Source organism: Actinomadura rugatobispora (assembly GCF_055379765.1).
In genome coordinates, this window is the sequence record NZ_AP029191.1 from 11,376,980 (window position 1) to 11,398,833 (window position 21,854).

Below are 21,854 nucleotides of genomic sequence, written 5' to 3' on the forward strand. Positions count from 1 at the left end.
CTTGGTCACGCGGGGTCAGGTCCTCTTTCTCGTCCAGGCGGCGACCGGGTTGCCGAGCCAGGCGGTGCGGGCGGGCAGCTGCTCGCCGCGCATCACCAGCGAGGCGGGGCCGACGGTGGCGTCCGCCCCGATCGCGGCGGCGGGCAGGACGACCCCGTTAGACCCTAGCGTCGCGCCGCGCTCCAGCACGACCGTGTCGACGCTCATGATCCGGTCGTGGAAGAGGTGGGTCTGCAGCACGCAGCCCGCGTTGACGGTCGCTCCGTCGCCGAGCCGCACCAGGTCGGCCTCGGGCAGCCAGTACGTCGCGCACCACACCCCGCGCCCGACGCGGGCGCCCAGCGAGCGCAGCCACAGGTTGAACGGCGCGGTGCCCAGCCACGCGTCGGCGAACCAGGGCGCGGCGAGGACCTCGACGAAGTTGTCGGCCAGCTCGTTGCGCCAGATGAACGCGCTCCACAGCGGCCGCTCTCCGGCGCGGATCCGGCCGACCAGCGCCCACTTGGCCGCGGTCGTGACCGCGGCGGCGACCACGCCCGCGCCCGCCAGGACGGCGCCGCCCAGCAGCGCCGCCGCGGCGAAGCCGCGGGCGGCGGCCAGCCACTCCACGGCGGCGACGGCCAGGACGCCGACCGCGACCGTGGCCATGGCGGGAACGGCCCGGCATGCCTCGACGGCGGCGCGAGCGGCCTTCAGCCTGCGCGGCGGCCGGTACGTGCGAGATTGGTCGCCGGCCTCGGCGGCCCGGTGCAGGCGGACCGGGGGCATGCCCAGGTAGGACGCCCCGGCCTTGGCCTTCTTCGGCGCGGCCGACAGCACCCCGATCAGGCCGCCCTTGGGCACCTTGCGTCCCGGCCCGGCCATGCCGGAGTTGCCGAGGAAGGCGCGCTTGCCGATGCGGGCGCGGGCGATCCGCATCCGGCCGCCGCCGAGCTCGTAGGGGGCGACCATCGTGTCGTCGGCGAGGAAGGCCCCGTCGGCGACCGAGGTCATGGCGGGCAGGGCCAGGACGGTGGACGCCTCCACGTCCCGGCCGATCCGCATGCCCAGCGCGCGCAGCCAGGCGGGCGTGAGGATGCTCGCGTACAGCGGGAACAGCCACACGCGGGCCATCGACATCAGGCGGCTGGTGGCCCACGCCTGCCAGGCCTGCCGGCCGTGCACGGGGTGGTCGCCCTCCACCAGGCCGGCCGACAGCAGCCGCACGCACGCCCACGTCACCGCGGCGAACGACAGCATCGCGGCGAGGGTGGCCGGGGGCACGGCGAGCAGCGCGGCGCCGAGGGCCTGCGGCAGGGTGGCGGTGCCGTCCAGGAAGAAGGCCAGGACGGCGAGGCCGGGCAGGGCGGCGACCAGCGGGAGGGCGCTGAGCAGCAGGGCCGAGGCCGCGTAGGCCACGGACCAGCGGCGCCTGCGCGGCGGCCGTCCCGCGGGGTGGACGCGGGTCCGGCCGCAGCGCACCGCGGGCGCCCCGGCCCAGCGCTGCCCGGCGGGCACCCGGCCGGTGACGGCGGCGCCCGGGGCGACCTGCGCGTTCTTGCCGACGCGGGCGCCGGGGAACAGGACGGCGCGGGCGCCGACGGTGGCCCCGGCGCCGACCCGGATGCCGCCGATGCGCAGCACGTCGCCGTCCAGCCAGTGCCCGGACAGGTCCACCTCGGGTTCGACGGCGGCGGCGCGGCCGAGCCGGAGCATGCCGGTGACCGGTGGCGGGGAGTGCAGGTCCACGTCCCTGTCGACGCGGGCGCCCAGCGCGCGGGCGTACAGCGCGAACCACGGCGCGCCCGACAGCTCGGCGGCACCGAGCCGCAGCGCGATCTGCTCGGCCGTCCACAGCCGCAGGTGCACGGCGCCGCCGCGCGGATAGGACCCGGGGCGCACGCCGCGCAGCAGCAGGCGCGCGGCGACGGCCGACAGGCTCATCCGCCCGGCGGGGGTGACGAACAGCAGCGCGCCCGCCAGCACCCACCACCAGGAGACGGTGGGCGCCCACGGCAGGCCGGCGACGTTGTTGAACGCGGCGACGCCCACGACCCAGCGCATCGCGCCCAGCGTGAGCAGCGGCGCCATGAGGACGGTCTGCGCGAGGGCGGCCCGGCGCGGCAGCGGCGCGACCTCGCGGCCCGTGCCCTCGTCCTCGGCGGCCTGGTCGTTCGCGGGCGCGCCCAGGTGCGCGGCGAGGTCGCGCAGCGTCGGATGCTCGTAGACGTCGCCGACCGCGACGGACGGGAAGCGCGGGCGCAGCGCCGAGACCAGCCGGGCGGCCCCGAGGCTGCTGCCGCCGAGAGCGAAGAAGTCGGCGCCGGGGCCGTCCGGTTCCTCGCCGAGGATCTCGGCCCAGCGCCCGGCCAGCCACTCCTCCGCCTCGGTCAGCGGCTGGGCCGGCGTCCCGTCGCCCTCGTGGTCGCCGGCGGGCAGCGGCCAGGGGAGCGCGTCGCGGTCGACCTTGCCGGAGATCCGGGTCGGCAGCGTGTCCACGACGGCGAGCCTGGGGACCAGCGCGGCGGGCAGCGTCCGGCCGAGGCGCTCGCGCGCCGCGTCCCGGTCGAATCCCTCGCCGGCGACGACGTACCCGACGAGCAGCCGGTGCCCCGCCGGGGTGGACTTCACCGCGGCGGCCGCACCGGTCACCCCGGGCAGCGCCTGCAGGGCCGCGTCGACCTCGCCCAGCTCGATCCGGCGCCCGCCGAGCTTGACCTGCTCGTCGGCCCGGCCGACGAAGACCAGGCCCGCGGGGTCGGCGCGGACCAGGTCGCCGCTGCGGTACGCGCGGCCCCAGCCGAGCGCGGGCAGCGGCGCGTACTTCTCGGCGTCCTTGGCCGGGTCGAGGTAGCGGGCCAGGCCGACGCCGCCGATGACCAGTTCGCCGGTCTCCCCGGGGGCGACGGGCTCCCCGGCGGCGTCGACGACGGCCAGGTCCCAGCCGTCCAGCGGCAGGCCGATGCGGACGGGCCCGTCCCCGCCCAGCGGCGCGGCGCAGGCGACGACGGTGGCCTCGGTGGGCCCGTAGGTGTTCCACACGGCCCGGCCGGGGACGGCGAGGCGGGCGGCCAGCTCGGGCGGGCACGCCTCCCCGCCGAAGATCAGCAGCCGGACCCCGGACAGGGTCTCCACGGGCCACAGCGCCGCCAGCGTCGGGACGGTGGAGACCACCGTGATGCCGCGCGCGGCCAGCCACGGGCCCAGGTCCATGCCGGTGCGCACCAGCGACCGCGGCGCGGGGACCAGGCAGGCGCCGCCGCGCCAGGCCAGCCACATCTCCTCGCACGAGGCGTCGAACGCCACCGACAGCCCCGCCAGCACCCGGTCGGAGGGGCGCGCGGGGAACAGCCGCGCCTCGGCGTCCGCGAACGCCGCCGCGCTGCGGTGCGTCACCGCCACGCCCTTGGGACGTCCCGTCGAGCCCGAGGTGAAGATGATCCACGCGTCGTCGTCGGGGCCGGGCCATCCGGCGGCGCCGCCGGGCTCGCCCCGCAGCTCGATCTCGCGGCCCTCCCCGATGACCGCGCACACCCCCGCCTCGCCGAACACCAGCGCGGCGCGCTCCTCGGGGTCGTCGGCGTCCACGGGCACGTACGCGGCGCCCGCGGTGAGCACGCCCAGGATCGCCACGTACAGGTCCACGGTGCCCGAGGGCACGCGGACCCCGACCCGGTCGCCGCGTCCGATCCCGGCCTGCTCCAGCTCCTTGGCCAGGCTTTCGGCCTCCGCGCGCAGGGCGGTGTAGTCCAGGCACACGGTGCCGTCGTCGAGGGCGGGCGCGCAGGGGTGGCGTAGCGCGGTGGCGTCCAGGACGTCCAGCAGGGTCCGCGGCGGTGGCGGTCCGCCCGATCGGAACACCGCCCGCTCCGTAGCGGCCGGATTCGGACACACCTCGTCACGCAAGCCCTGGCGCAAGCTCTCCCCCGGGTCCGGGCGATCGGGCGGCCCCCTGCCGTCGCCGCACCGTCCGCCCCGGTCCCCTCACCACGGGAAACCCTCGGGGCCGGTGCCCGCGTGCCGCTCGAAGGCGCGCGCTGCGCGCCACAAGCGCGACACTCTACTTGATGCGGGAGAACGCGGGAGCCGCCCGGCGACCGCGACGGTCGCCGGGCGGCTCCGTTCCGGGCCGCCGCCGGAACGCTGTTCCGGGACTGTTCGGGGGCTACCTGTGCCGCGCCACCTCGTAGGCGGCGCAGCCGATCAGCTCCAGGGACACCTGCAGCCGCTGCAGGCTGACGTTCTTGGCGATGGTGTCCTCGGGCGTGTGGTAGATCGGCTCGAGCTGGCTGGGCGCCTCACCGCCGCGCCAGCTGAAGTTGCCGGCCGCGATGCCGCGCTCGTAGAACGCCTCGTGGTCGCTGGAGCCGCGGGCGGTCGGGCCCTTGGTCTGGCCGACGTAGCCGAGCCGTTCGGCGGCGGCGCCGACGGCCGCGGTGGTGGTGTTCTGGGCGCCGTCCACCGACAGCAGCCAGTACGTGCCCGCCGGCGGGTGGCTGGTGGCGACCATGTCGTTCTGGAAGCAGCCGGAGATCTGCGCGACGCCGGCGTCGTCGAGCTGCTTGACGTAGTGCCGGGCGCCGATCAGGCCGTACTCCTCCGAGCCCCACAGGCAGATGCGGATGTCCTGCTGGGTCGGCAGCCTCTTGAGCACGCGGGCCAGCTCCAGGCACAGCACGGTGCCGCTGCCGTCGTCGTTGGCGCCGGGCGAGCCGGGCACGCTGTCGTAGTGCGCGCTGATGATGACGGCCTTGCCGCTCGGGTTGGGCAGCGTCGCCTTCCGCGTGGCGAGCACGTTGTACGAGGTCAGCCCGGCGTGGTGGGCGACCTTGAACGACAGCTTGCGGGCGCCCGCGCGGATCCGCTCGCCGTGGTACTCGGCCAGGCCCAGCACCGGGATGGAGACGGGCTCCTTCAGCGAGGGCGTGAAGGAGGCGGCCTTGCGCTCGGGGAAGCTCGCCGTGCGCACGTTGGCGATGAGCACCGCCGTGGCGCCGCGGGCGGCGGCGGCCTTGACCTGCTCGGTCTCCATTCCGGTGACGCGGTCGAACAGCGCCAGCCGGCCCTTGAGGTCGGCGGTGACCTCGGTGACGGCGCCCAGGTCGACGACCTCGCCGTCGGCGCCCTTGACGGGCGCCTGCGGGGAGGCGCTGCACTGCCAGCGCGGCTCGCCCTTGGCGCGGATCTCGGCGAGGTACTTGTCGGCGACCGGGAACGGCTGCAGTTCGACCTTGTAGCCGAGGTCGCGCAGCTCACCGGCGATGTAGCGGGCGGCGCGGTGCTCGGACTCGGTGCCGGCGATGCGCCAGCCGATCTCGTCGCTGAGGACCTTCAGGTGCCGCAGCGCGCGCCGGGCGTCGACCCGGGCCACCACGGCCTTGTCGCCGGTGGACAGCGACGGGGGACGCAGCGCGCCGGGCCGCTGCCGGGTCGCGGCGGCGGCGGTGCCGGGCAGCAGGCCGACGGTCGCGAACCCGGCGAAGGCCGCTGCTCCGGCCAGCAGGTCGCGGCGTTTGACCTCGGACATGGACGTCTCCTCGAGGAGGTTGGGCGGGTGTCCGCGACCGCCCGGCCCGGATCGCGAGCCCGGCGGCGGACGTCGGCCACCGCGGTGTGCTGGGCCCCCGTTCGCCGCGAACCTACGAAATAGCCTCATATCCGGGCAAGATTCCCGTACCGCAACGCAACCGAACCGTGATCATCAGAACGGACGGTGAACAGCCGTTGATCGCCGACCTGCGGATCGGTATCGTGAGCGCCCCGGTGATCCAGATCACAGCGATCGCCGCTCCGGCGGAGGAGGTCGACGCGGCATGGGCGGCACCGACGGGCTCCTCGCGACCGGCCTCACGGCCGGGCGGCGCGCCGCGGGCGCCCGGCCCTCCGGCCCGCTCCTGGACGGCGTCACGCTGGCGGCCCCGCCCGGCACCGTCACCGGGATCGTCGGCCCCGCCGGCGCGGGCAAGACCACGCTCCTCGACGTCGTCTGCGGGCTGCGCCGACCCGACGGCGGCACCGTCCGGCTCGACGGGGAGGACCTCGCCGGACGACCGGCGCACGCGCGCGTCCGGCTCGGCGTCGCCCGCACCTTCCAGCGGCCGCGCGCGTTCGGGGCGCTGAGCGTCCACCAGAACGTCCGGCTGGCCGCCGAGACCCATGCGATGACGTGCGCGATCGCGGGCCGGGACGTGCGCGACCGGCACCGGCGGCGCCGGGCGGCGCGGCGGGAGGCGGGCCGCGCCGCCGACGCGCTGCTCGCCCGGGTCGGCATCGCCCGGCACGCCGCCGACTCCCCCGGACGGCTGCCGCCCGGCGTGGTGCGGCTCATGGAGCTCGCCCGCGCGCTGGCGACGCGGCCGAAGGTGCTGCTGCTCGACGACCCGTCCGCCGACCTGTCCGAGCGCCAGGCCCGCGCGCTGGAGGTGCTGCTGCGCGACCTGGCCGCCGAGGGCCTGGCCGTCGTCGTCGCCGAGCGGGAGCTGGAACGGGTGATGGGCGTGTGCGACGAGCTGTACGTCCTGGAGTCGGGCCGGACGGTCGCCTCGGGCCCGCCGTTCCAGGTGCGCGCCGACCTGCGTGCCGGCCCGCGCGTCCCGGCGCTGCGGCCCTAGTACTCCATCAGGTCGGGGTGCTCTTCCCCGATCCGCTCTTCGAGCCACTCCAGGTCGCGGCGCCCGGCCCGCCAGATGAGCCGGATGATGGTGGTCTCCTCCTCGTCGAGGAGGTCGATGCGCGCCCCGGCGTCCAGCAGCGCCTTGATGAGCTCCACCGACCCGTCGAGTTCGACGGCCCGGTGCAGGGCGGTGCGCGGCTGCTGCTGTTCCCCCTGCTCCACGGCCTCGATGTCGAGGCCCGCCTCCAGGAGCCGGGGCAGCAGGGTCTCGAAGTCGACCAGGTGGAGCAGGTGCAGCAGGGTGCGCCCGTAGCCGTCGCGCACGTGCGGGTCGATGCCCAGGTCCAGGAGCTTCACGAGGCCCGGCGTGTCGCCGTGATGCGCCCGGTCGAAGATCTCCTGCCGCTGCTCGCGCAGCGTCTTGGGCAGCCTGCCCTTGCCGGTGCGCCACGCCTTCCGCACGGCGAAGCAGCCGCCGACGTCGCCGCCGAGCGCCTCAAGGGCCTTCTCGCGCTCCTGCTCCTGCGCGCTGTGCGGAACCGTCAGGACGCCGTCCCGGAACCCGATCTCGTGCCACTCGCCGCGGCAGCGGACCCGCACGGGGGCGGGCGCCTGCGGTTCGGGCGGGCCCCACGGCAGATCGTCCCGGCCCGCCCGCGCCTCGCGGCCCGGGAGCAGCGCGTCGTGGACGAGCGGGTGCAGCCACTCCGGCGGCAGGCGCCCGTCCCGCAGCGCGCCGAGGTCGGGCAGGCGGCGCCACACCGCCTCCGCCAGGACCTCGCCCTCGTGCAGTTCCTGCTGGTCCTGATGCTCGTTCTCGTCGTAGCCGTCGAACTCGACGACGCCCGCGCGCAGGCGCCGGTCGCCGTCGTGGTCGAGCAGGACGGCCGAGTGCTGGGTCCACGGGATCTGGAAGCGGCCGCCGCCCAGGCGCCGCAGCTCCGGTTCGAGGCGGGTCAGGGCCAGCGGCATCCGCGCGAGCTGGTCGAGCGGCCCGACGGTGTACCACTTGCTGTACCCCTCGGGCCGCGGCCCGAGGATGAGCTCGATGCCGGCGGCGGCGAAGGCGGCCTCCACCTCGCCGCGCTCGTGCAGCATCGTGACCCACTCGGCGTGCCCCGCGGGGTCGTCCGGGCCCGGGTCGGCGGTGGGCAGTTCCGCTTCGGCGCGGGGCGTGCCGTCAGGGTTGAGGAACGGGGCGCGTCCGGCGTCACCGCCGCAGCGTTCGCGCAGCTCGCCGGTGTGGCGCGCGTCCCACAGGTGCCGGGCCCCGGCCCACGACTGGACGATGCCGCGCCAGAAACCGGTGTGGACGTAGTCGGTGCAGATGTGGGTGGAGTCGCGCATGACGACCGGGCCGAAGTGCAGCGTCATCCGCTGCGACGCCTGGAACAGCCAGCGGTGGGGGGTGATGTGGAGGCGGGGCGCGTTCTCGCCGTGCAGGCCGTAGTCGTTCAGGACCAGCGCCTGGCCGGGCGTGAGCGTGGTGCGCGTCGGCCCCACGCGGGGGGCGTGCCAGCGGACCAGGTCGGGAACGAGGTGGCGCAGGTCGTCCTCGACCCGGGCCGCGACGTCGGCGCCGTGCTCGGCCCGGATCGCGGCCAGGTCGACGGTGACGTCCATGTTCGCGGCGGCGCACGCGCCGCGCCAGTCGCCGGCCAGGCGGCGCTCGGCGGCCCGCTCGACCATCCAGCGCGGCACGGCGAACCGGCGGATCCTGCGCGTCCGGGCCGTCAGCTCGGGGCGCCGGTCGGAGAACGCCTGCACGGCGGTGCTCCCCTGCGGCAACGGCGCTCCCCTGTCCCAGTCGGCCCGCGGCCGAACCCGTCCCGGCGAAAAGTAGGCGGCAAGGCCGGTCGGATTCGAACCGACGTCCTCCAGCCCGCTGCAAGGCGCGACGACCGCTGCGCTACAGCCTTGCCTGGCCGGAAGTATAACGATCATCGGTGGTCATGCGTGGGCGAACCCCGCAATGTCGGCAGAAGACCGATTGATCACCAGGTGTCGATCCAGCGCCGCGTCCCGGCGGAGTCCGCGCCCGGGGCGGCCGGACCTGTGACGGGCGGGGCGGCGGCGAACGCGGCGGTGATCCAGCGGCGGGTGTCGGCGGGGTCGATGACGTCGTCCAGCTCGAACACGGAGGCGGCGTTGAGCGCCTTGCCGTGCTCGTAGGCGGTGGCGACCATCTCCCTGAACAGCGCGTCGGGGTCCTCGGCCGCCTCCAGCTCCTTGCGGTAGCCGAGGCGGACCGCGCCCTCCAGGCCCATGCCGCCGATCTCCCCGGTCGGCCACGCCACGGTCGCCACCGGCGCCTTGAAGCTGCCGCCCGCCATGGCCTGGGCGCCCAGCCCGTACCCCTTGCGCAGCACCACGGTGACGACCGGGACGCGCAGGTTGGCGCCGGCGACGAACATCCGGCTGAAGTGCCGCACGGTCGCGGTCCGCTCGGCCTCCGGCCCGACCATGAACCCGGGGGTGTCGCACAGCGAGACGACGGGCAGGCCGTGGGCGTCGCACAGCTGCAGGAAGCGGGCGGCCTTGTCGGCGGCGTCGCGGTCGACGGCGCCGCCGAGATGGGCGGGGTCGTTGGCGATCAGGCCCGTCGGGCGGCCCTCGATCCGCACCAGCGCGGTGACCATCCCGGCGCCGAACCCGCGCCGCAGTTCCAGGACCGAGCCGGTGTCGGCCAGGAGCCCGACGGCACGGCGCACGTCGTAGGCGCGCAGCCGGTTCTCCGGGACGACGTGGCGCAGCAGCCGCTGGTCGTCGCACTCCCAGGCGCCGGCGGAGCCCTGGAAGGGCCCCTGGAAGTAGGACAGGTACCGCTTGGCGGAGGCCACCGCCTCCGCCTCGTCCTCGACCGCCACGTCGACGACCCCGTTGGGCACCTGGTCGCCGACCGGCCCGATCTCCTCGGGCTCGAACACCCCGAGCCCGCCGCCCTCGATCATCGCGGGCCCGCCCATGCCGATGTTGGCGTCGCGGGTGGCGATGATGACGTCGCAGCAGCCCAGCAGCGCCGCGTTCCCTGCGAAGCAGCGGCCCGCGGCGATCCCGACGAGCGGGACCCGGCCGCTGAGCCGCGCCATGGAGTGGAAGCTCATCACGTCCAGGCCGGAGACCGTGCTGGTGTCGGTGTCACCGGGCCGCCCGCCGCCGCCCTCGGCGAACAGCACCAGCGGGAGGCCGCGGCGCCCGGCCAGCTCCAGCATCCGGTCGGTCTTGCGGTGGTTCTGGTGGCCCTGGGTGCCGGCCAGGACCGTGTAGTCGTAGGACATCACCACGGCCGGGCCGCCGTTGATCTCGCCGACGCCGCAGACCAGGCCGTCGGCGGGGGTGCGGGCGATGAGGTCGTCCAGGGAGCGGCGGCGGCGCTGCGCGGCGATGGCCAGCGCGCCGTACTCGGTGAACGTGCCCGGGTCGCACAGGTCGTCGATGTTCTCCCGGGCGGTGCGGTGCCCGCGGGCGCGGCGTCTGGCCACGGCCTCGGGACGGGCGGCGTCCTGGCCGATCCGGTGGCGCGCGCGGACCTCGGCGAGGTCGGCGCGGATCTCGTCCAGGTCGATCCGCTCCTCCTCCTCGGCGTGGTCGCCGCCGGCGTCGGCCGGTTCCAGGAAAAGCAGCGGCGCGCCCTCGGCGACGGTCGCGCCGGGCGCGGCGGCGATCCGGCGCACGATCCCGGCCCGCCCGGCCCGGATGACGTGCTCCATCTTCATCGCCTCGAGGATCAGCACCGGGGCTCCGGCCCGCACCAGGTCGCCCTCGGCGACCTCGGCGCTCACCACGGTGCCCTGCATCGGCGCCGGGACTGCCACCGTCCCGGCAGGCGCGGCGGCGGTGTCCGGCTCGGCCGGCCGCGCGGTGGGGAGGTCCGCCAGGAGCTCGTCCAGGTGGTCGGCGAGGAAGCCGGTGTCGAACCCGCCGGGCGCGAAGCCGGGGTGCCGCAGCACGGCCCGGAGCAGCGGGACGTTGGTCTCCACGCCGCCGATCTCGAACTCCTCCAGCGCCCCGGACACCCGGGCCACGGCGCCCGGCAGGTCGGCGGCGCGCGCGACGACCTTGGCCAGCAGCGGATCGTAGCGGGCGCCCACCTCGTAGCCGGGGTGGCCGTGGGTGTCCACGCGGACGCCGGGGCCGGACGGCGGAGCGAACGCCGTCAGCGTCCCCGAGCCGGGGCGGGGCATACCGTCGCCGTCCAGCGTCTCGGCGTTGACCCGCACCTGGATCGCGGTGGCGCGCGGCCGGGGCGGCGGGACGTCCAGGCCGACCGCCGCCAGGTCCTCCCCGAGCGCCAGCCTGATCTGCGCCTGGACGAGGTCGACGCCGGTGACCTCCTCGGTGACGGTGTGCTCGACCTGCAGGCGCGGGTTGGCCTCCAGGAACCAGAACTCCTCCCCCGCCACCAGGAACTCGAAGGTGCCCAGGCCGTCGTAGCGGACGCGCCCGGCCATCCCCGCCGCCGCACCGATCACCGCCTCCCGCACCGCGGACGGCAGCGCGGGCGCGGGCGCGATCTCCACCAGCTTCTGGTGGCGGCGCTGGAGGCTGCAGTCGCGTTCCCACAGGTGGGTGACGGCACCGGTACCGTCCCCGGCGATCTGCACCTCGATGTGGCGGGCGCGCGGGACGTACCGTTCTGCGTAGAGGCCGCCGTCGCCGAACGCGGCGAGCGCCTCGGAGCTGCACCGCTCGTAGGCGGCGGCCAGCTCGTCCGGCGACGCGACCACGCGCATCCCGCGCCCGCCGCCTCCGGCGAGGGCCTTGAGCATCACCGGGGCGCCGCCCTGCGCCTCGGCGAACGCCCGCGCCTCCTCGAGGGTGACGGGGCCGCCGGTCCCCGGGGCGACGGGCACGCCGGCCTCGGCGGCCAGCGCGCGGGCCCGCGCCTTGTCGCCGAACAGCTCCAGCAGATCCGGGCGCGGCCCGACGAAGGTGATCCCGGCGGCGGCGCAGCGGGCGGCGAAGGCGGCGTTCTCGCTGAGAAACCCGTATCCGGGGTGGATCGCCCCGGCGCCGGCGTCCTTGGCGACGGCCAGGATCGCGTCGGCGTCCAGGTAGCCCGCCGCGCCCTCGCCCGGCAGCTCCCGCACCTCGCCCGCCCTGCGCAGCCGCGCGAAGGGGGCGTCGTCGCGGGTGCGGACCGCCACCGTGGGCAGGCCCAGCTCGTCCGCCGCCCGCAGGACCCGCAGCGCGATCTCGCCGCGGTTGGCCACCAGGATCGCGCTCGCGGTCACCGGCCTTCCTCCTCCGCCGCCGTCGTCCGGCCGGACACCCGCGCGGCCGTCACGCCCCTGCATACCATCCCGGCCGAACGCCGTTCAGTCCCGGGTGGTCCGCGGCGGGCGCTCGTCCCGCACCGGCCTGTCCAGTGTCCGGTCGTCGTCACCGCCCGCACCCGGAGGATAATGACGGAGGGCGGCCCCGCGGCCGCCCCGGAACGCGCGAGGACCGGCCTTCAGCCCCGGCACCTGGAGGAACATCGATGAGCACCGCTCGCCCTTCGCATCGGGACGCCCTGCTGGACGCCGCCGCCGAGCAGCTCGTCCAGCGCGGCTACCGGGGCGTCCGGATGCGGGACGTGGCCGCGGCCGTCGGGGTGAGCCGGCAGACCGTCTACAACGAGTTCGGCGACAAGTGGGGCCTGGCCCAGGCGGTGGTCGTCCGCGACAACGAGCGCTACCTGGAGGGCATCAACCGGCTGCTGTCCGAGCACGAGGATTTGTACTCGGCGGTCGAGGCGGCGGTGCTGTTCACGCTGGAGACCTCGGCCGACGACCCGATCAAGAAGGCGGTGCTCACCGGGGCGGGCGGCGACGAGCTGCTGCCGCTGCTGACGACCCGGGCCGAGCCGGTGCTGTTCACCGCCAGCGCGCGGATCGTCGACCACGCGCTGCAGCAGTGGCCGGAGATGCGGCGGGAGGAGATGGCGGAGATCGCCGACGCGGCGGTGCGGCTGACGATGAGCCATCTGGTGCTGCCGTCCGAGCCGCCCGAACGGGTCGCGCAGTTCATCGCCCGGATGGTGACGCGCTACCTCGGCACCTCCAGCGGAACCCCCTCCGGCGACACGTGAGCCGGATGCGGTGCTGAGCCGGGGTGCGGAAAAGCGCTGGCCCGTCCTGGGCCGGCGGCGCTAGATTCGTCCTCACCTCGCGGCTGCTGAACCGGAGGCCCACGGCGGGTCCGCCCCGCCCTCTTGCCATGCCATCGGCCCCTGCCTCCAGGCCGTTCGCCAGCAGCAGCGAAGGAACTCCCTCTCTCATGCACGCACGCCAAGACCATCGTCTGGAACGCGTCGACGACCACTGGCTCCGCCTGCCCAACCGCTGGGACATCCCCGTGGAGATCTGCGCGGGCCCGGACGTCCCCCTGGAACCGGCGGCCGTGGACGAGGTCCTCTCCGTCCTGGAGACCGCCGAGACACTCGAACGGCTCGCCGAGGCCACACCCGGCTACGACGGCCCCGCGCCCCGCATAGCCCGGCTCGCGCTGACGCCCGACTTCCACAAGGGCGCGGGCATCCCGATCGGCACGGTCGTGGAGACCGAACACGCGCTGATCCCGCAGGCGGTCGGCAACGACGTCAACTGCGGCATGCGGCTGGAGGTCACCTCCCTGGACGTGGACGCCGTCCGGCCGCGCCTGGACGCCCTCGAACGCAGGTTCCGCCACCTGTACTTCGAGGGCGGCCGCCGGATCGCGCTCACCCCCGTCCAGCGCGAGGCGCTGCTGCGCGACGGGCTGCCAGGGCTGCTGCTGGCGCCCGGCCCGGCCCGCTGGCCCGGGCTGCGCCCCGGCGACGCCGACGACAGCGTGGACCGCGCGCACGCCTGCGCGTTCCCGGCCCGCACCGCCGCCGCGTTCGCCGACTGGATCGGCAGCGCGGGCGGGGCCTCCGGGGAGCCCAGCAACGACGGGATCATCGGCGGGATCGGCGGCGGCAACCACTTCGTGGAGCTGCAGTACGTGGCGCGGGTGCACGACGCCTCGGCGGCGCACGCGTGGGGCCTGGCGCCGGGCACGGTGGTGACGATGGCGCACAGCGGGTCGCTGTCGCCGGGCCACCAGGCCGGCGGCACCGCGCTGGATCTGCTCCGCGCCGGCTGGCCGGCGGGGCTGCCCCGTCCCCGCAACGGGATCATGCCGTTCCTGCCGGACCGGCGCCCGGAGGCGGACGCGGCCCGGCGGCGCTACCTGGACGCGTTCGGCAACGCCGCCAACTTCGCGCTCGGGAACCGCTTCTTCCTGTCGCTGACGATGCGCGCGGGGCTGGCGGCCGAGTGCGGCGAGCCGGACGCCCGCCCGCTGTACGACGCGCCGCACAACCTGTTCTGGCAGCACGGCGGCGGACAGGACGGCGGACAGGGCGGCGGCACGGACGGCGACCTCGCGCACGGCCGCGTCGTCCACCGCAAGGGCGCCACCCCCGCGGGCGGGCACGCCGACACGGTCGGCGGCCCGTTCGCGATGTGGGGCGAACCGGTGATCGTCCCGGGGTCGATGGGGGCGGCGAGCTTCGTGCTGCGCGGGCTGGGCGAGCCCCGGACGCTGGGCAGCGCCTGCCACGGGGCCGGCCGCCGGGTGCCGCGCGGCGCGTCGGCGCGGGCGAACGACGCGGAGCTGGAGGCGTTCCTGCGGGAGTTCCGGGTGGTGACGCCGCTGGACCACCGGGACCCGGTGGTGGCCCGCCGCGCGGACGTGATGGCGGCCTGGCGGCGCGACCTGAAGCAGGAGGCGCCCTGGGCGTACAAGGACATCGGGCCGGTGGTGGCGGGGCTGGCCGGCGGCGGGGTGGCCGTCCCGGTCGCCGAGCTGCGCCCGCTGCTGACGGTGAAGGGATGACGGTGCGCCGACGACGTCCCGGACCACCTGCGTCAGTGCCCACTTACTCGGTGGGTTACGGTAGTGCGCACGGACCGCTGGACGGGCCGCCGAGACAAGGCTGCGAGACAGGCTGCGAGACAGGCTGCGAGACAAGGCTGCGGAGGAACGCGCATGGACTTCGACCTGCCGGAGAGCGCGATCGCGGTGCGCGAGGGCGTGGCGAAGATCGCCGGGAGGTACGGCCAAGACTACTGGGACGAGTGCGACGGCGCCAAGCGCTGGCCCGAGGAGGTCTGGCGGGAGCTGGTGCGGGGCGGCTGGCACAGCCTGGCGATCCCCGAGGAGCACGGCGGCGCGGGCCAGGGCCTGCTGGAGCTGGCGGTGGCGCTGGAGAGCCTGGCGGCGGGCGGGGCGGGCGGCGCCGCCTCGTTCATGTACCTGCTCACCCCGGCGTTCGGCGGCCTGACCATCACCCGGCACGGCACCGAGGAGCAGCGGCGGGAGTTCCTGCCCGCGATCGCCGCCGGCGAGCTGGAGACCTGCTTCGCCATCACCGAGCCGGACGCGGGCAGCAACGCCATCAACATCACCACCCAGGCCCGCCGCGAGCCCGGCGGCGACTACCTGGTCAGCGGCCAGAAGATCTGGATCTCCGGGGTCGAGCGGGCCGACTACATGGTCCTGGTCACCCGGACGATCCCGGCCGCCGAGGCCAAGCCCCGCACCGCCGGGTTCACGGTGCTGCTGGTCGACGTCAAGGAGGCCGTGGCCAAGGGCACGCTCACCTACCAGCCGATCCCCAAGCTGGGCACCAACACGGTGGCCTCCAGCACGGTGTTCCTGGACGAGGTCCGCGTGCCCGCCGGCCGCGTCCTCGGGCAGGTCGACCAGGGGTTCGCCGTCCTGTGGGACATCCTCAACCCCGAGCGCATCCTGGCCGCCGCCGCGGGCGTGGGCTCGGGCGAGCTGGTCCTGGAGATCGCCTGCGCGTACGCGCGGGAGCGGGCGCCGTTCGGCAAGCCGATCGGCGCCAACCAGGGGGTGGCCTTCCCGCTGGCCAAGATCAAGGCGCAGCTGGACCTGGCCCGGCTGATGACCTACAAGGCGGCCTGGCTGTGGGACCGGGGACGGCCGTGCGGCTCGGAGGCCAACGTCGCCAAGCTCACCGCCGCCGACGCCTCCTGGCAGGCCGCCGACCGCGCGTTCCAGACCCACGGCGGCATGGCGTACTCCCTGGAGTACCCGGTGGCGCGGATGTTCCGGGACGCGCGCATCGCCAAGAACATCCCGGTCGCCGAGGAGATGGTGCTGGCCCACATCGCCCAGCACGAGCTGGGCCTGCCCCGATCGTACTGAGCCGGGCCGGACCGGGTCGCACGGGGCCGCCGAGCACGGCGGGAACGGAAGGCCGCCGTTTCCGCCGTGTTAAGCGCAGGTTAGATAACACCCCCTCCCCCTTTACGGAGGCCACCCCGGCGGAGAGGCTCCCACCTGCAACGATTCCCGCAGGAGGTCCCCCCGTGACGACTCAGGCACCCGCGCGCACACCCTGGAGGGCGGTGCTCGGCGGCTCGGTCGGCAACATGGTGGAGTGGTACGACTGGTTCGTCTACGCCAGCTTCGCCACCTACTTCGCCGCCTCGTTCTTCCCCAAGGGCGATCCGACCGCGCAACTGCTCAACACCGCCGGCATCTTCGCCGTCGGGTTCTTCATGCGGCCGATCGGCGGCTGGCTGCTCGGCCGGTACGCCGACCGGCGGGGCCGCAAGGCGGCGCTCACGCTGACGGTGACGCTGATGTCGGGCAGCGCGCTGCTGATCGCGATCGCCCCCACCTACGACTCGGTCGGCTACTTCGGCGCGGCGGTGCTGCTGGTCGCCCGGCTCCTGCAGGGCCTGTCGGTCGGCGGCGAGTACGCCGCCAGCGCCACCTACCTCACCGAGGCCACCCCGCCCGGCCGGCGCGGGTTCGCCTCCAGCTTCCAGTACGTGTCGATGACCGCGGGCCAGCTCATCGGGCTCGGGCTGCAGATCGTCCTGCAGCGCACGATGTCGGAGGAGGCGCTCGGCTCCTACGGCTGGCGGATCCCGTTCATCATCGGGGCGCTCGGCGCCGCCGTGGTGTTCTACCTGCGCCGCAACCTGCTGGAGACCGAGGCCTACGACGAGGAGGCGCACGGCGGCGAGGGCCACTCCGGCGCCGAGCGCGGCACCATCCGCCAGCTGCTGCGGTACAAGAGGGAGGCCGCGCTGGTCATCGCCCTCACCATGGGCGGCACGGTGGCGTACTACACCTACACCACCTACCTGACCAAGTACCTGTCCAACACCGCCGGGCTGGAGAAGTCGACCGCGACGCTGGTGAGCTTCTGCGCGCTGTTCGTCTTCATGTGCGTCCAGCCCGCCGCCGGGGCGCTGTCGGACCGGATCGGCCGCCGCCCGCTGCTGATCACCTTCGGCGTCGGCGCGACGCTGGGCACGGTGCCGCTGATGACCGCGCTGTCGGGGGTGAACGGGTTCGCCGGGGCGCTGGCCCTGTCGCTGCTCGGGCTGTTCATCGTGACCGGCTACACCTCGATCAACGCGGTGGTGAAGGCGGAGATGTTCCCCACCCACGTGCGGGCGCTGGGGGTGGCGCTGCCGTACGCGATCGCCAACGCGATGTTCGGCGGGACCGCCGAGTACGTGGCGCTGTGGTTCAAGAACGCCGAGATCGAGTCGGGCTACTACTGGTACGTCGCCGGCTGCGCCGCGGTGTCGCTGGTGGTGTACCTGTTCATGCGGGAGACCCGGGACGCGGCGCTGTCCCGCCGGGAGCGCGGCGAGGACGCGGGCCGGGCCTCCGATCCGGTGGCGGCGCGCGTGTGAGCCGCGTCTAACCTGGGCGCATGCGCGTTCTCCTGGTCGAAGACGACGACCGGCTGGCCGGGGCGCTCACCACCGCGCTGGCCCGGCACGGTCATGAGATCGTGCGCGCCCACCTGGCCGTCGACGCCCTCCGCCTGGCGGGGGGCGTCGACTTCGTGCTGCTGGACCTGGGCCTGCCGGACATGGACGGGCTGGAGGCGCTGCGCCGGGTGCGGCGGGTGTCGGTGGTGCCGATCATCGTGGTGACCGCCCGTACCGAGGAGCGGGACGTGCTGCGCGGGCTGCGCTCGGGCGCCGACGACTATCTCGTCAAGCCGTTCCGCACGGCGGAGCTGATGGCGCGGATGGAGGCGGTGGCGCGGCGCGGGACCCGGCCGCTGCCGGTGCGCGACCAGGTGGTCGTGGCCGGGGACGTCCGGATCGACCTGGAGACCCGGCGGGTCACGGTGGCCGGGGAGCCGGTGACCCTGACCCGCCGGGAGTTCGACGTGCTGGCGCTGCTGGCGCGGGAACCGGGGGTGGTCCGCAGCCGGGAGGAGATCCTGGACGCGGTGTGGGGCGATCCGCTGCTGTCGGCGTCCCGGTCGCTGGACGTGCACGTCGCGGGGCTGCGCTCGAAGACGGCCCGGCCGGGCCTGGTGGAGACGCTGCGCGGCACCGGCTACCGGCTGGGCACCGGGGCGCCATGAGGCGGCGGCTCGTCACGACGTTCGCCGCCCTGATCGCGCTGGTGATCGCGGGGCTGGCCATACCGCTGGGCCTGGCCTACTCCTCGCACCGCACCGGGCGGCTGCTGCTGGACCGCCGCGCCGACGCGACCCGGTTCGCCGAGCTGGCCGACCAGGCGGTCCGGGAGGGCGACCTGTCCGGGCTGACCGCCGAGATCACCCGCTACGCCGAGCTGTACGGGGCGGCGGTGCGGGTCCGCGGCCGGGACGGGGCGGTGCTGGCCGAGGCGGGCGCGATGCCGGGCGACGACCGGACCGCGACCCGGCTCGCGCTGTCGGGCCGCACGACCGAGGACCTGCCGGCGGTGACCCCGTTCGGACCCGGCACCGTGATGATCGCCGAGCCGGCGGGCCGGGACGCCCAGCTGTCGGGCGCGGTGCTGCTGCGCGTCCCGACCGGCCACGCCCGCCGCGACGTGGGCCTGGTGTGGGGCGCCCTGGCGCTGGGCGCGCTGGCGGCGCTGGCCTGCTCGACGCTGGCGGCCCGGGGGCTGGCGCGCTGGATCCTGCGGCCGGTGACCGAGCTCGACCGCACCACCGGCGCGATCGCCGAGGGTCACATGGAGGCCCGCGCCAGCCCGGACGTGGGCCCCTCGGAGCTGCGGCGGCTCAAGGAGCGGTTCAACGCGATGGCCGACGCGGTCTCGGCCGCCCTGGAACGGCAGCGCGCGTTCGTCGCCGACGCCTCGCACGAACTGCGCACCCCGCTGACCGTGCTGTCGCTGCGCCTGGAGAACCTCCAGCCGCACCTGGAGGCGGCGGGCGCGGCCGAGTACGAGGAGGCCCTGGCCGAGGTGGACCGGCTGGCCGCCCTCGTCGAGGACCTCCTCGCGCTGGCCAGGGTCGAGGCGGGCGCGGTCGTGCGGGACGTGGAGGTCGTCGGCGAGTTGCGGCCGAGGCTGGAGGGCTGGCGGGAGGTCTTCGCGGCCCGGGGCCTGGCGCTGGAGACCAGCCTGCCGGAGACGGCGCACGTGACGGCCGTGCCCGACGCGGCCGCCCGGATCGCCGACATCGCCCTGGACAACGCGCACAAGTTCGTGCCCAAGGGCGGCACGGTGACCGTCCGGCTGGACGGCCGGGTGCTGCGGATCTCCGACGACGGCCCCGGTCTGCCGGAGGCGGAACGGCGGGAGGCGCTGGGCCGGTTCTGGCGTTCGGGCGAGCACGCCAACGTCCCGGGCAGCGGCCTGGGCCTGGCCATCGCCGCCGAACTGGCCGGCAGGTCGGGCGGGACGCTGGAGCTGCTCCCCAACCGGCCGCGCGGGCTGGTCGTCCGCCTCACCCTGCCCGGCGGCCCCAACGGCGACCACGGGCACGGGCGGGACGCTCAGCCGTAGACGGAGCGGTAGTAGGCCGCGGCGCCCGGATGCAGGGGCACCGAGCCGGTGCCGATGGCGTAGCGCTCGTCCAGCCTGCCGCCGGGCGCGTCGGGGACCCGGAGCCGGTCCCGGCTGGAGAACAGGATCCTGGTCACCGCGCGGGCGTGCCGTGCGGCCATCCCCATGCGGCAGACCAGGTGGCTGGCCGTCCCGACCGTGGCGACCGGGCCGCTCAGGCCGTACGAGCGGGCCGGCACCGACGCCTCCTCGTACAGCGGGCCGTGGGCCCGGCGCAGCGGCGTCACCAGGCCGTCGAGGGCGATGAGCCGGATGGGCGTCCCGCGCCGGAACTCCTCCAGCGCGGGCGTGGGCACCCCGCCCGACCAGAAGAACGCCTCGATCCGGCCGCTGCGCAGGGCCTCGATCGACTCGTACAGGCCCAGCCGGAGGACGCGGGTGCGGCGGCCCGGGGCGCGGGCGGCGCCGGCGGCGGCCAGGATCCGCTCGGCGGTCACGGCCGTCCCGGACCCGCCGGCGTTGATCGACACCGTACGGCCCGCCAGGTCCGCCGGGGTCCTGATCCGCGAGTCCGCCCGGACGATGAGGTGCACGTAGTTCATGTAGAGGCGGGCGAGGGCGGCGACGGGCAGGCGCCGCACCCGCACGGCGTCCTCGGCGCTGTCGGCCAGCGCGAAGCCGACGTCGGCGCGGCCCTCGGCGAGCAGGCCGAGATTGGCCACGCTGGCGGCGGTCGGGAGGACCCGCACCGTGAAGCCGTGGCGGCGCAGCTCGGCCGCCAGCCGGGCGCCGAGCGCCTCGTACGGGCCGCCCCGGCCACCGGTGGCCAGCCTGAGCACGGTCCCGCCGCCGTCGCCGGAGGAGCACCCGGCGGCCGCGGGGGACGCCGCGCCGGCCGCCGAGAGCACGGCGGCGCGCAACAGGGTCCTGCGGGACGGGGCCATGCCCGTACGCTACCCACCCCGGTCACCCGCCCGGCCAGAGCGCGGCGGCGCGATGGGCCAGATCACCGGGCAGCACGTGCGATCCTCCCGAGGGCGGGACCGGGCCCCCATCTTTCCGAATCACATTCGGTCGGGTGAACGCCCCCCGGAGGTGTTGCCTGGATCACACCCAAGGCCCAGCATGGGACGCAGCGATCTTCCACCCCGCCCCGCGCTCTCTCGCAGCCGAGGAGAACGTCCCATGACCGAGTCCCACGCCAGCTCCTACGCCAGCGCCGTGCTCAACGCCCCCGCCGACGAGGTGTGGTCCTACCTGCGCGACTTCGCCAACCTCGCGGAATGGATGCCGGGCGTGGAGACCGGCGTCATCGAGGACGGCGGCCCCGCCGACCGGGTCGGCTGCGTGCGCCGCCTGATCGGCCCCGGCGACTCGGTGTTCCGCGAACGCCTCAGCAGCCTGGACGACGACGGCCGCACCTACACCTACGACGTCCTCGAATGCCCGCTGCCGGTGCGGGAGGGCCGCAGCCGGATCCGGGTGGCGCCGGTGACCGACACCGGACAGTCGTTCGTGGAGTGGTCCGGCGAGTTCAGCACCGACCCGGCCGACCGGGAGGCGATGGAGAAGACCTTCGCCACGGGCATCTACGCCACCGGCATCGGCGCCCTCCGCAAGCGCTTCGGCTGACCGCGCCGACGCTCAGGCCGACGCGGTCAGGTGAACCTCGGCGGGCGCTTCTCGCGGACGGCGGCGACGCCCTCGCGCGCGTCCGGGCCGGTGAAGCCCAGGAACTCCAGCGCCAGCGACGCGTCGAAGGACGGGCCCGCCAGCCGCAGCCAGTTGTTGAGCGCGTGCTTGGTGTGGCGGATCGCCTCGGCGGCGCCCCCGGCGAGGCGGCCCGCCACCTCCAGCGCCCGCTCATGGACCCGGTCGTCGTCCACGCACAGGCTCACCAGGCCGATCCGCTCGGCCTCCTCGCCGGTCACGGCGTCGCACAGCAGCAGGTAGTACTTGGCCTTGGCCATCCCGCACAGCAGCGGCCACACGATCGCGGCGTGGTCTCCGGCCGCCACGCCCAGCCGGGTGTGCCCGTCGATGATCTTCGCGGAGCGGCCCGCCACCGAGATGTCGGCCAGCAGCGCCACCGCCAGGCCCGCCCCCACGGCCGGGCCCTGGATCGCGCTCACCACCGGCTTGGAGCAGTTGATCACGTTCATCACGATGTCGCGGGCCTCGCGCATGATCCGGGCCCGGGCCGCGTGGTCGTCCATCATGTCCTCGATCATGGCCAGGTCGCCGCCCGCCGAGAAGGCGGTGCCCTCGCCGCGGACCAGCACCGCGCGCACCTCGTCGTCGGCGTCCACGTCCCGCCAGATCCCGGCCAGCTCGCGGTGGCCGGCGGCGTCCACGGCGTTGAGCCTGCCCGGCGTGCTCAGCGTGATCCGCAGGATCCCGGGCCCCGCCCAGTCGATCTTCAGCCGCTCGTAGGCGCCGTACCTGCCGTCCCGGGCGTCGCCCATGCCGTTCCTCCCGCTCGCTCGGCGTCTCCCGCGTCCGCCGC

14 protein-coding genes and 1 tRNA gene are annotated in these 21,854 nt (G+C 75.5%); 8 read left to right on the plus strand and 7 right to left on the minus strand.

Going from position 1 to position 21,854, the window contains the following annotated elements; translation table 11 throughout:
* Nucleotides 1-15: 15 nt before the first annotated feature.
* Together ACZ466_RS51015 and ACZ466_RS51020 are read right to left on the minus strand one after the other, a co-directional pair.
* Nucleotides 16-3,840: a Pls/PosA family non-ribosomal peptide synthetase gene (locus tag ACZ466_RS51015; RefSeq protein WP_378291913.1), complete on the minus strand. Its 3,825-nt coding sequence runs from the start codon at nucleotides 3,838-3,840 to the stop codon at nucleotides 16-18.
* Between the two features lie 304 nt (nucleotides 3,841-4,144).
* Entirely contained in the window at nucleotides 4,145-5,506 is a 1,362-nt protein-coding gene (locus ACZ466_RS51020) for a M28 family peptidase (protein WP_378291911.1), read from the minus strand.
* Nucleotides 5,507-5,792: 286 nt separating this feature from the next.
* On the opposite strand from ACZ466_RS51020, the gene ACZ466_RS51025 reads away from it, so the two are divergent.
* Nucleotides 5,793-6,590, plus strand: coding sequence for an ATP-binding cassette domain-containing protein (locus tag ACZ466_RS51025; RefSeq protein WP_464042221.1), 798 nt, complete (start codon nucleotides 5,793-5,795; stop codon nucleotides 6,588-6,590).
* Here the strand turns inward: ACZ466_RS51025 and ACZ466_RS51030 are convergent.
* From ACZ466_RS51030 to ACZ466_RS51040, 3 genes are all read right to left on the minus strand, one after another.
* On the minus strand, nucleotides 6,587-8,380 hold the full coding sequence (locus tag ACZ466_RS51030) for an ankyrin repeat domain-containing protein (protein ID WP_378282889.1): 1,794 nt from the start codon (nucleotides 8,378-8,380) through the stop codon (nucleotides 6,587-6,589). The two genes, ACZ466_RS51025 and ACZ466_RS51030, sit on opposite strands and share 4 nt — an antisense overlap.
* Nucleotides 8,381-8,439: 59 nt before the next feature.
* Nucleotides 8,440-8,511, minus strand: a tRNA-OTHER gene (locus ACZ466_RS51035).
* A gap of 75 nt (nucleotides 8,512-8,586) precedes the next feature.
* A complete protein-coding gene (locus ACZ466_RS51040) occupies nucleotides 8,587-11,826 on the minus strand; it encodes an acetyl-CoA carboxylase family protein (RefSeq protein WP_378282888.1) in 3,240 nt (1,079 codons plus the stop codon).
* Nucleotides 11,827-12,074: 248 nt separating this feature from the next.
* On the opposite strand from ACZ466_RS51040, the gene ACZ466_RS51045 reads away from it, so the two are divergent.
* The 6 genes from ACZ466_RS51045 (at nucleotide 12,075) to ACZ466_RS51070 (ending at nucleotide 19,348) form a co-directional block, all read left to right on the plus strand.
* The gene (locus tag ACZ466_RS51045; protein ID WP_378282887.1) at nucleotides 12,075-12,665 is read left to right on the plus strand and encodes a TetR/AcrR family transcriptional regulator; all 591 of its coding nucleotides are present in this window, start codon (nucleotides 12,075-12,077) and stop codon (nucleotides 12,663-12,665) included.
* 188 nt (nucleotides 12,666-12,853) lie between these two features.
* Entirely contained in the window at nucleotides 12,854-14,434 is a 1,581-nt protein-coding gene (locus ACZ466_RS51050) for an RtcB family protein (protein ID WP_378282886.1), read from the plus strand.
* A gap of 153 nt (nucleotides 14,435-14,587) precedes the next feature.
* A complete protein-coding gene (locus tag ACZ466_RS51055) occupies nucleotides 14,588-15,772 on the plus strand; it encodes an acyl-CoA dehydrogenase family protein (RefSeq protein ID WP_378282885.1) in 1,185 nt (394 codons plus the stop codon).
* A 164-nt stretch (nucleotides 15,773-15,936) separates the two neighbouring features.
* Nucleotides 15,937-17,283 carry an MFS transporter gene (locus tag ACZ466_RS51060; protein ID WP_378282884.1) on the plus strand — a complete coding sequence of 449 codons (1,347 nt, stop codon included), beginning with the start codon at nucleotides 15,937-15,939 and terminating at the stop codon, nucleotides 17,281-17,283.
* Between the two features lie 20 nt (nucleotides 17,284-17,303).
* Complete coding sequence (locus ACZ466_RS51065) at nucleotides 17,304-17,972, plus strand: response regulator transcription factor (protein ID WP_378282883.1); 669 nt, start codon at nucleotides 17,304-17,306, stop codon at nucleotides 17,970-17,972.
* Nucleotides 17,969-19,348, plus strand: coding sequence for a sensor histidine kinase (locus tag ACZ466_RS51070; RefSeq protein ID WP_378282882.1), 1,380 nt, complete (start codon nucleotides 17,969-17,971; stop codon nucleotides 19,346-19,348). The genes ACZ466_RS51065 and ACZ466_RS51070 overlap by 4 nt, the downstream gene beginning before the upstream one ends.
* Here the strand turns inward: ACZ466_RS51070 and ACZ466_RS51075 are convergent.
* On the minus strand, nucleotides 19,339-20,292 hold the full coding sequence (locus ACZ466_RS51075) for a TAXI family TRAP transporter solute-binding subunit (protein WP_378282881.1): 954 nt from the start codon (nucleotides 20,290-20,292) through the stop codon (nucleotides 19,339-19,341). The two genes, ACZ466_RS51070 and ACZ466_RS51075, sit on opposite strands and share 10 nt — an antisense overlap.
* Nucleotides 20,293-20,533: 241 nt before the next feature.
* Here ACZ466_RS51075 and ACZ466_RS51080 point away from each other — a divergent pair, with 241 nt between their 5' ends.
* The gene (locus ACZ466_RS51080) at nucleotides 20,534-20,980 is read left to right on the plus strand and encodes an SRPBCC family protein (RefSeq protein WP_378282880.1); all 447 of its coding nucleotides are present in this window, start codon (nucleotides 20,534-20,536) and stop codon (nucleotides 20,978-20,980) included.
* Between the two features lie 26 nt (nucleotides 20,981-21,006).
* Here the strand turns inward: ACZ466_RS51080 and ACZ466_RS51085 are convergent, their stop codons facing one another.
* Nucleotides 21,007-21,813: an enoyl-CoA hydratase/isomerase family protein gene (locus ACZ466_RS51085; protein WP_378282879.1), complete on the minus strand. Its 807-nt coding sequence runs from the start codon at nucleotides 21,811-21,813 to the stop codon at nucleotides 21,007-21,009.
* Nucleotides 21,814-21,854 lie beyond the last annotated feature (41 nt).

Bases quoted from the DNA above. Each gene is read 5' to 3' on its own strand.
- ACZ466_RS51020 (WP_378291911.1), bottom strand. From the start codon at position 5,506: ATGTCCGAGGTCAAACGCCGCGACCTGCTGGCCGGAGCAGCGGCCTTC.
- ACZ466_RS51025 (WP_464042221.1), top strand. From the start codon at position 5,793: ATGGGCGGCACCGACGGGCTCCTCGCGACCGGCCTCACGGCCGGGCGG.
- ACZ466_RS51045 (WP_378282887.1), top strand. From the start codon at position 12,075: ATGAGCACCGCTCGCCCTTCGCATCGGGACGCCCTGCTGGACGCCGCC.
- ACZ466_RS51050 (WP_378282886.1), top strand. From the start codon at position 12,854: ATGCACGCACGCCAAGACCATCGTCTGGAACGCGTCGACGACCACTGG.
- ACZ466_RS51055 (WP_378282885.1), top strand. From the start codon at position 14,588: ATGGACTTCGACCTGCCGGAGAGCGCGATCGCGGTGCGCGAGGGCGTG.
- ACZ466_RS51065 (WP_378282883.1), top strand. From the start codon at position 17,304: ATGCGCGTTCTCCTGGTCGAAGACGACGACCGGCTGGCCGGGGCGCTC.
- ACZ466_RS51070 (WP_378282882.1), top strand. From the start codon at position 17,969: ATGAGGCGGCGGCTCGTCACGACGTTCGCCGCCCTGATCGCGCTGGTG.
- ACZ466_RS51075 (WP_378282881.1), bottom strand. From the start codon at position 20,292: ATGGCCCCGTCCCGCAGGACCCTGTTGCGCGCCGCCGTGCTCTCGGCG.
- ACZ466_RS51080 (WP_378282880.1), top strand. From the start codon at position 20,534: ATGACCGAGTCCCACGCCAGCTCCTACGCCAGCGCCGTGCTCAACGCC.
- ACZ466_RS51085 (WP_378282879.1), bottom strand. From the start codon at position 21,813: ATGGGCGACGCCCGGGACGGCAGGTACGGCGCCTACGAGCGGCTGAAG.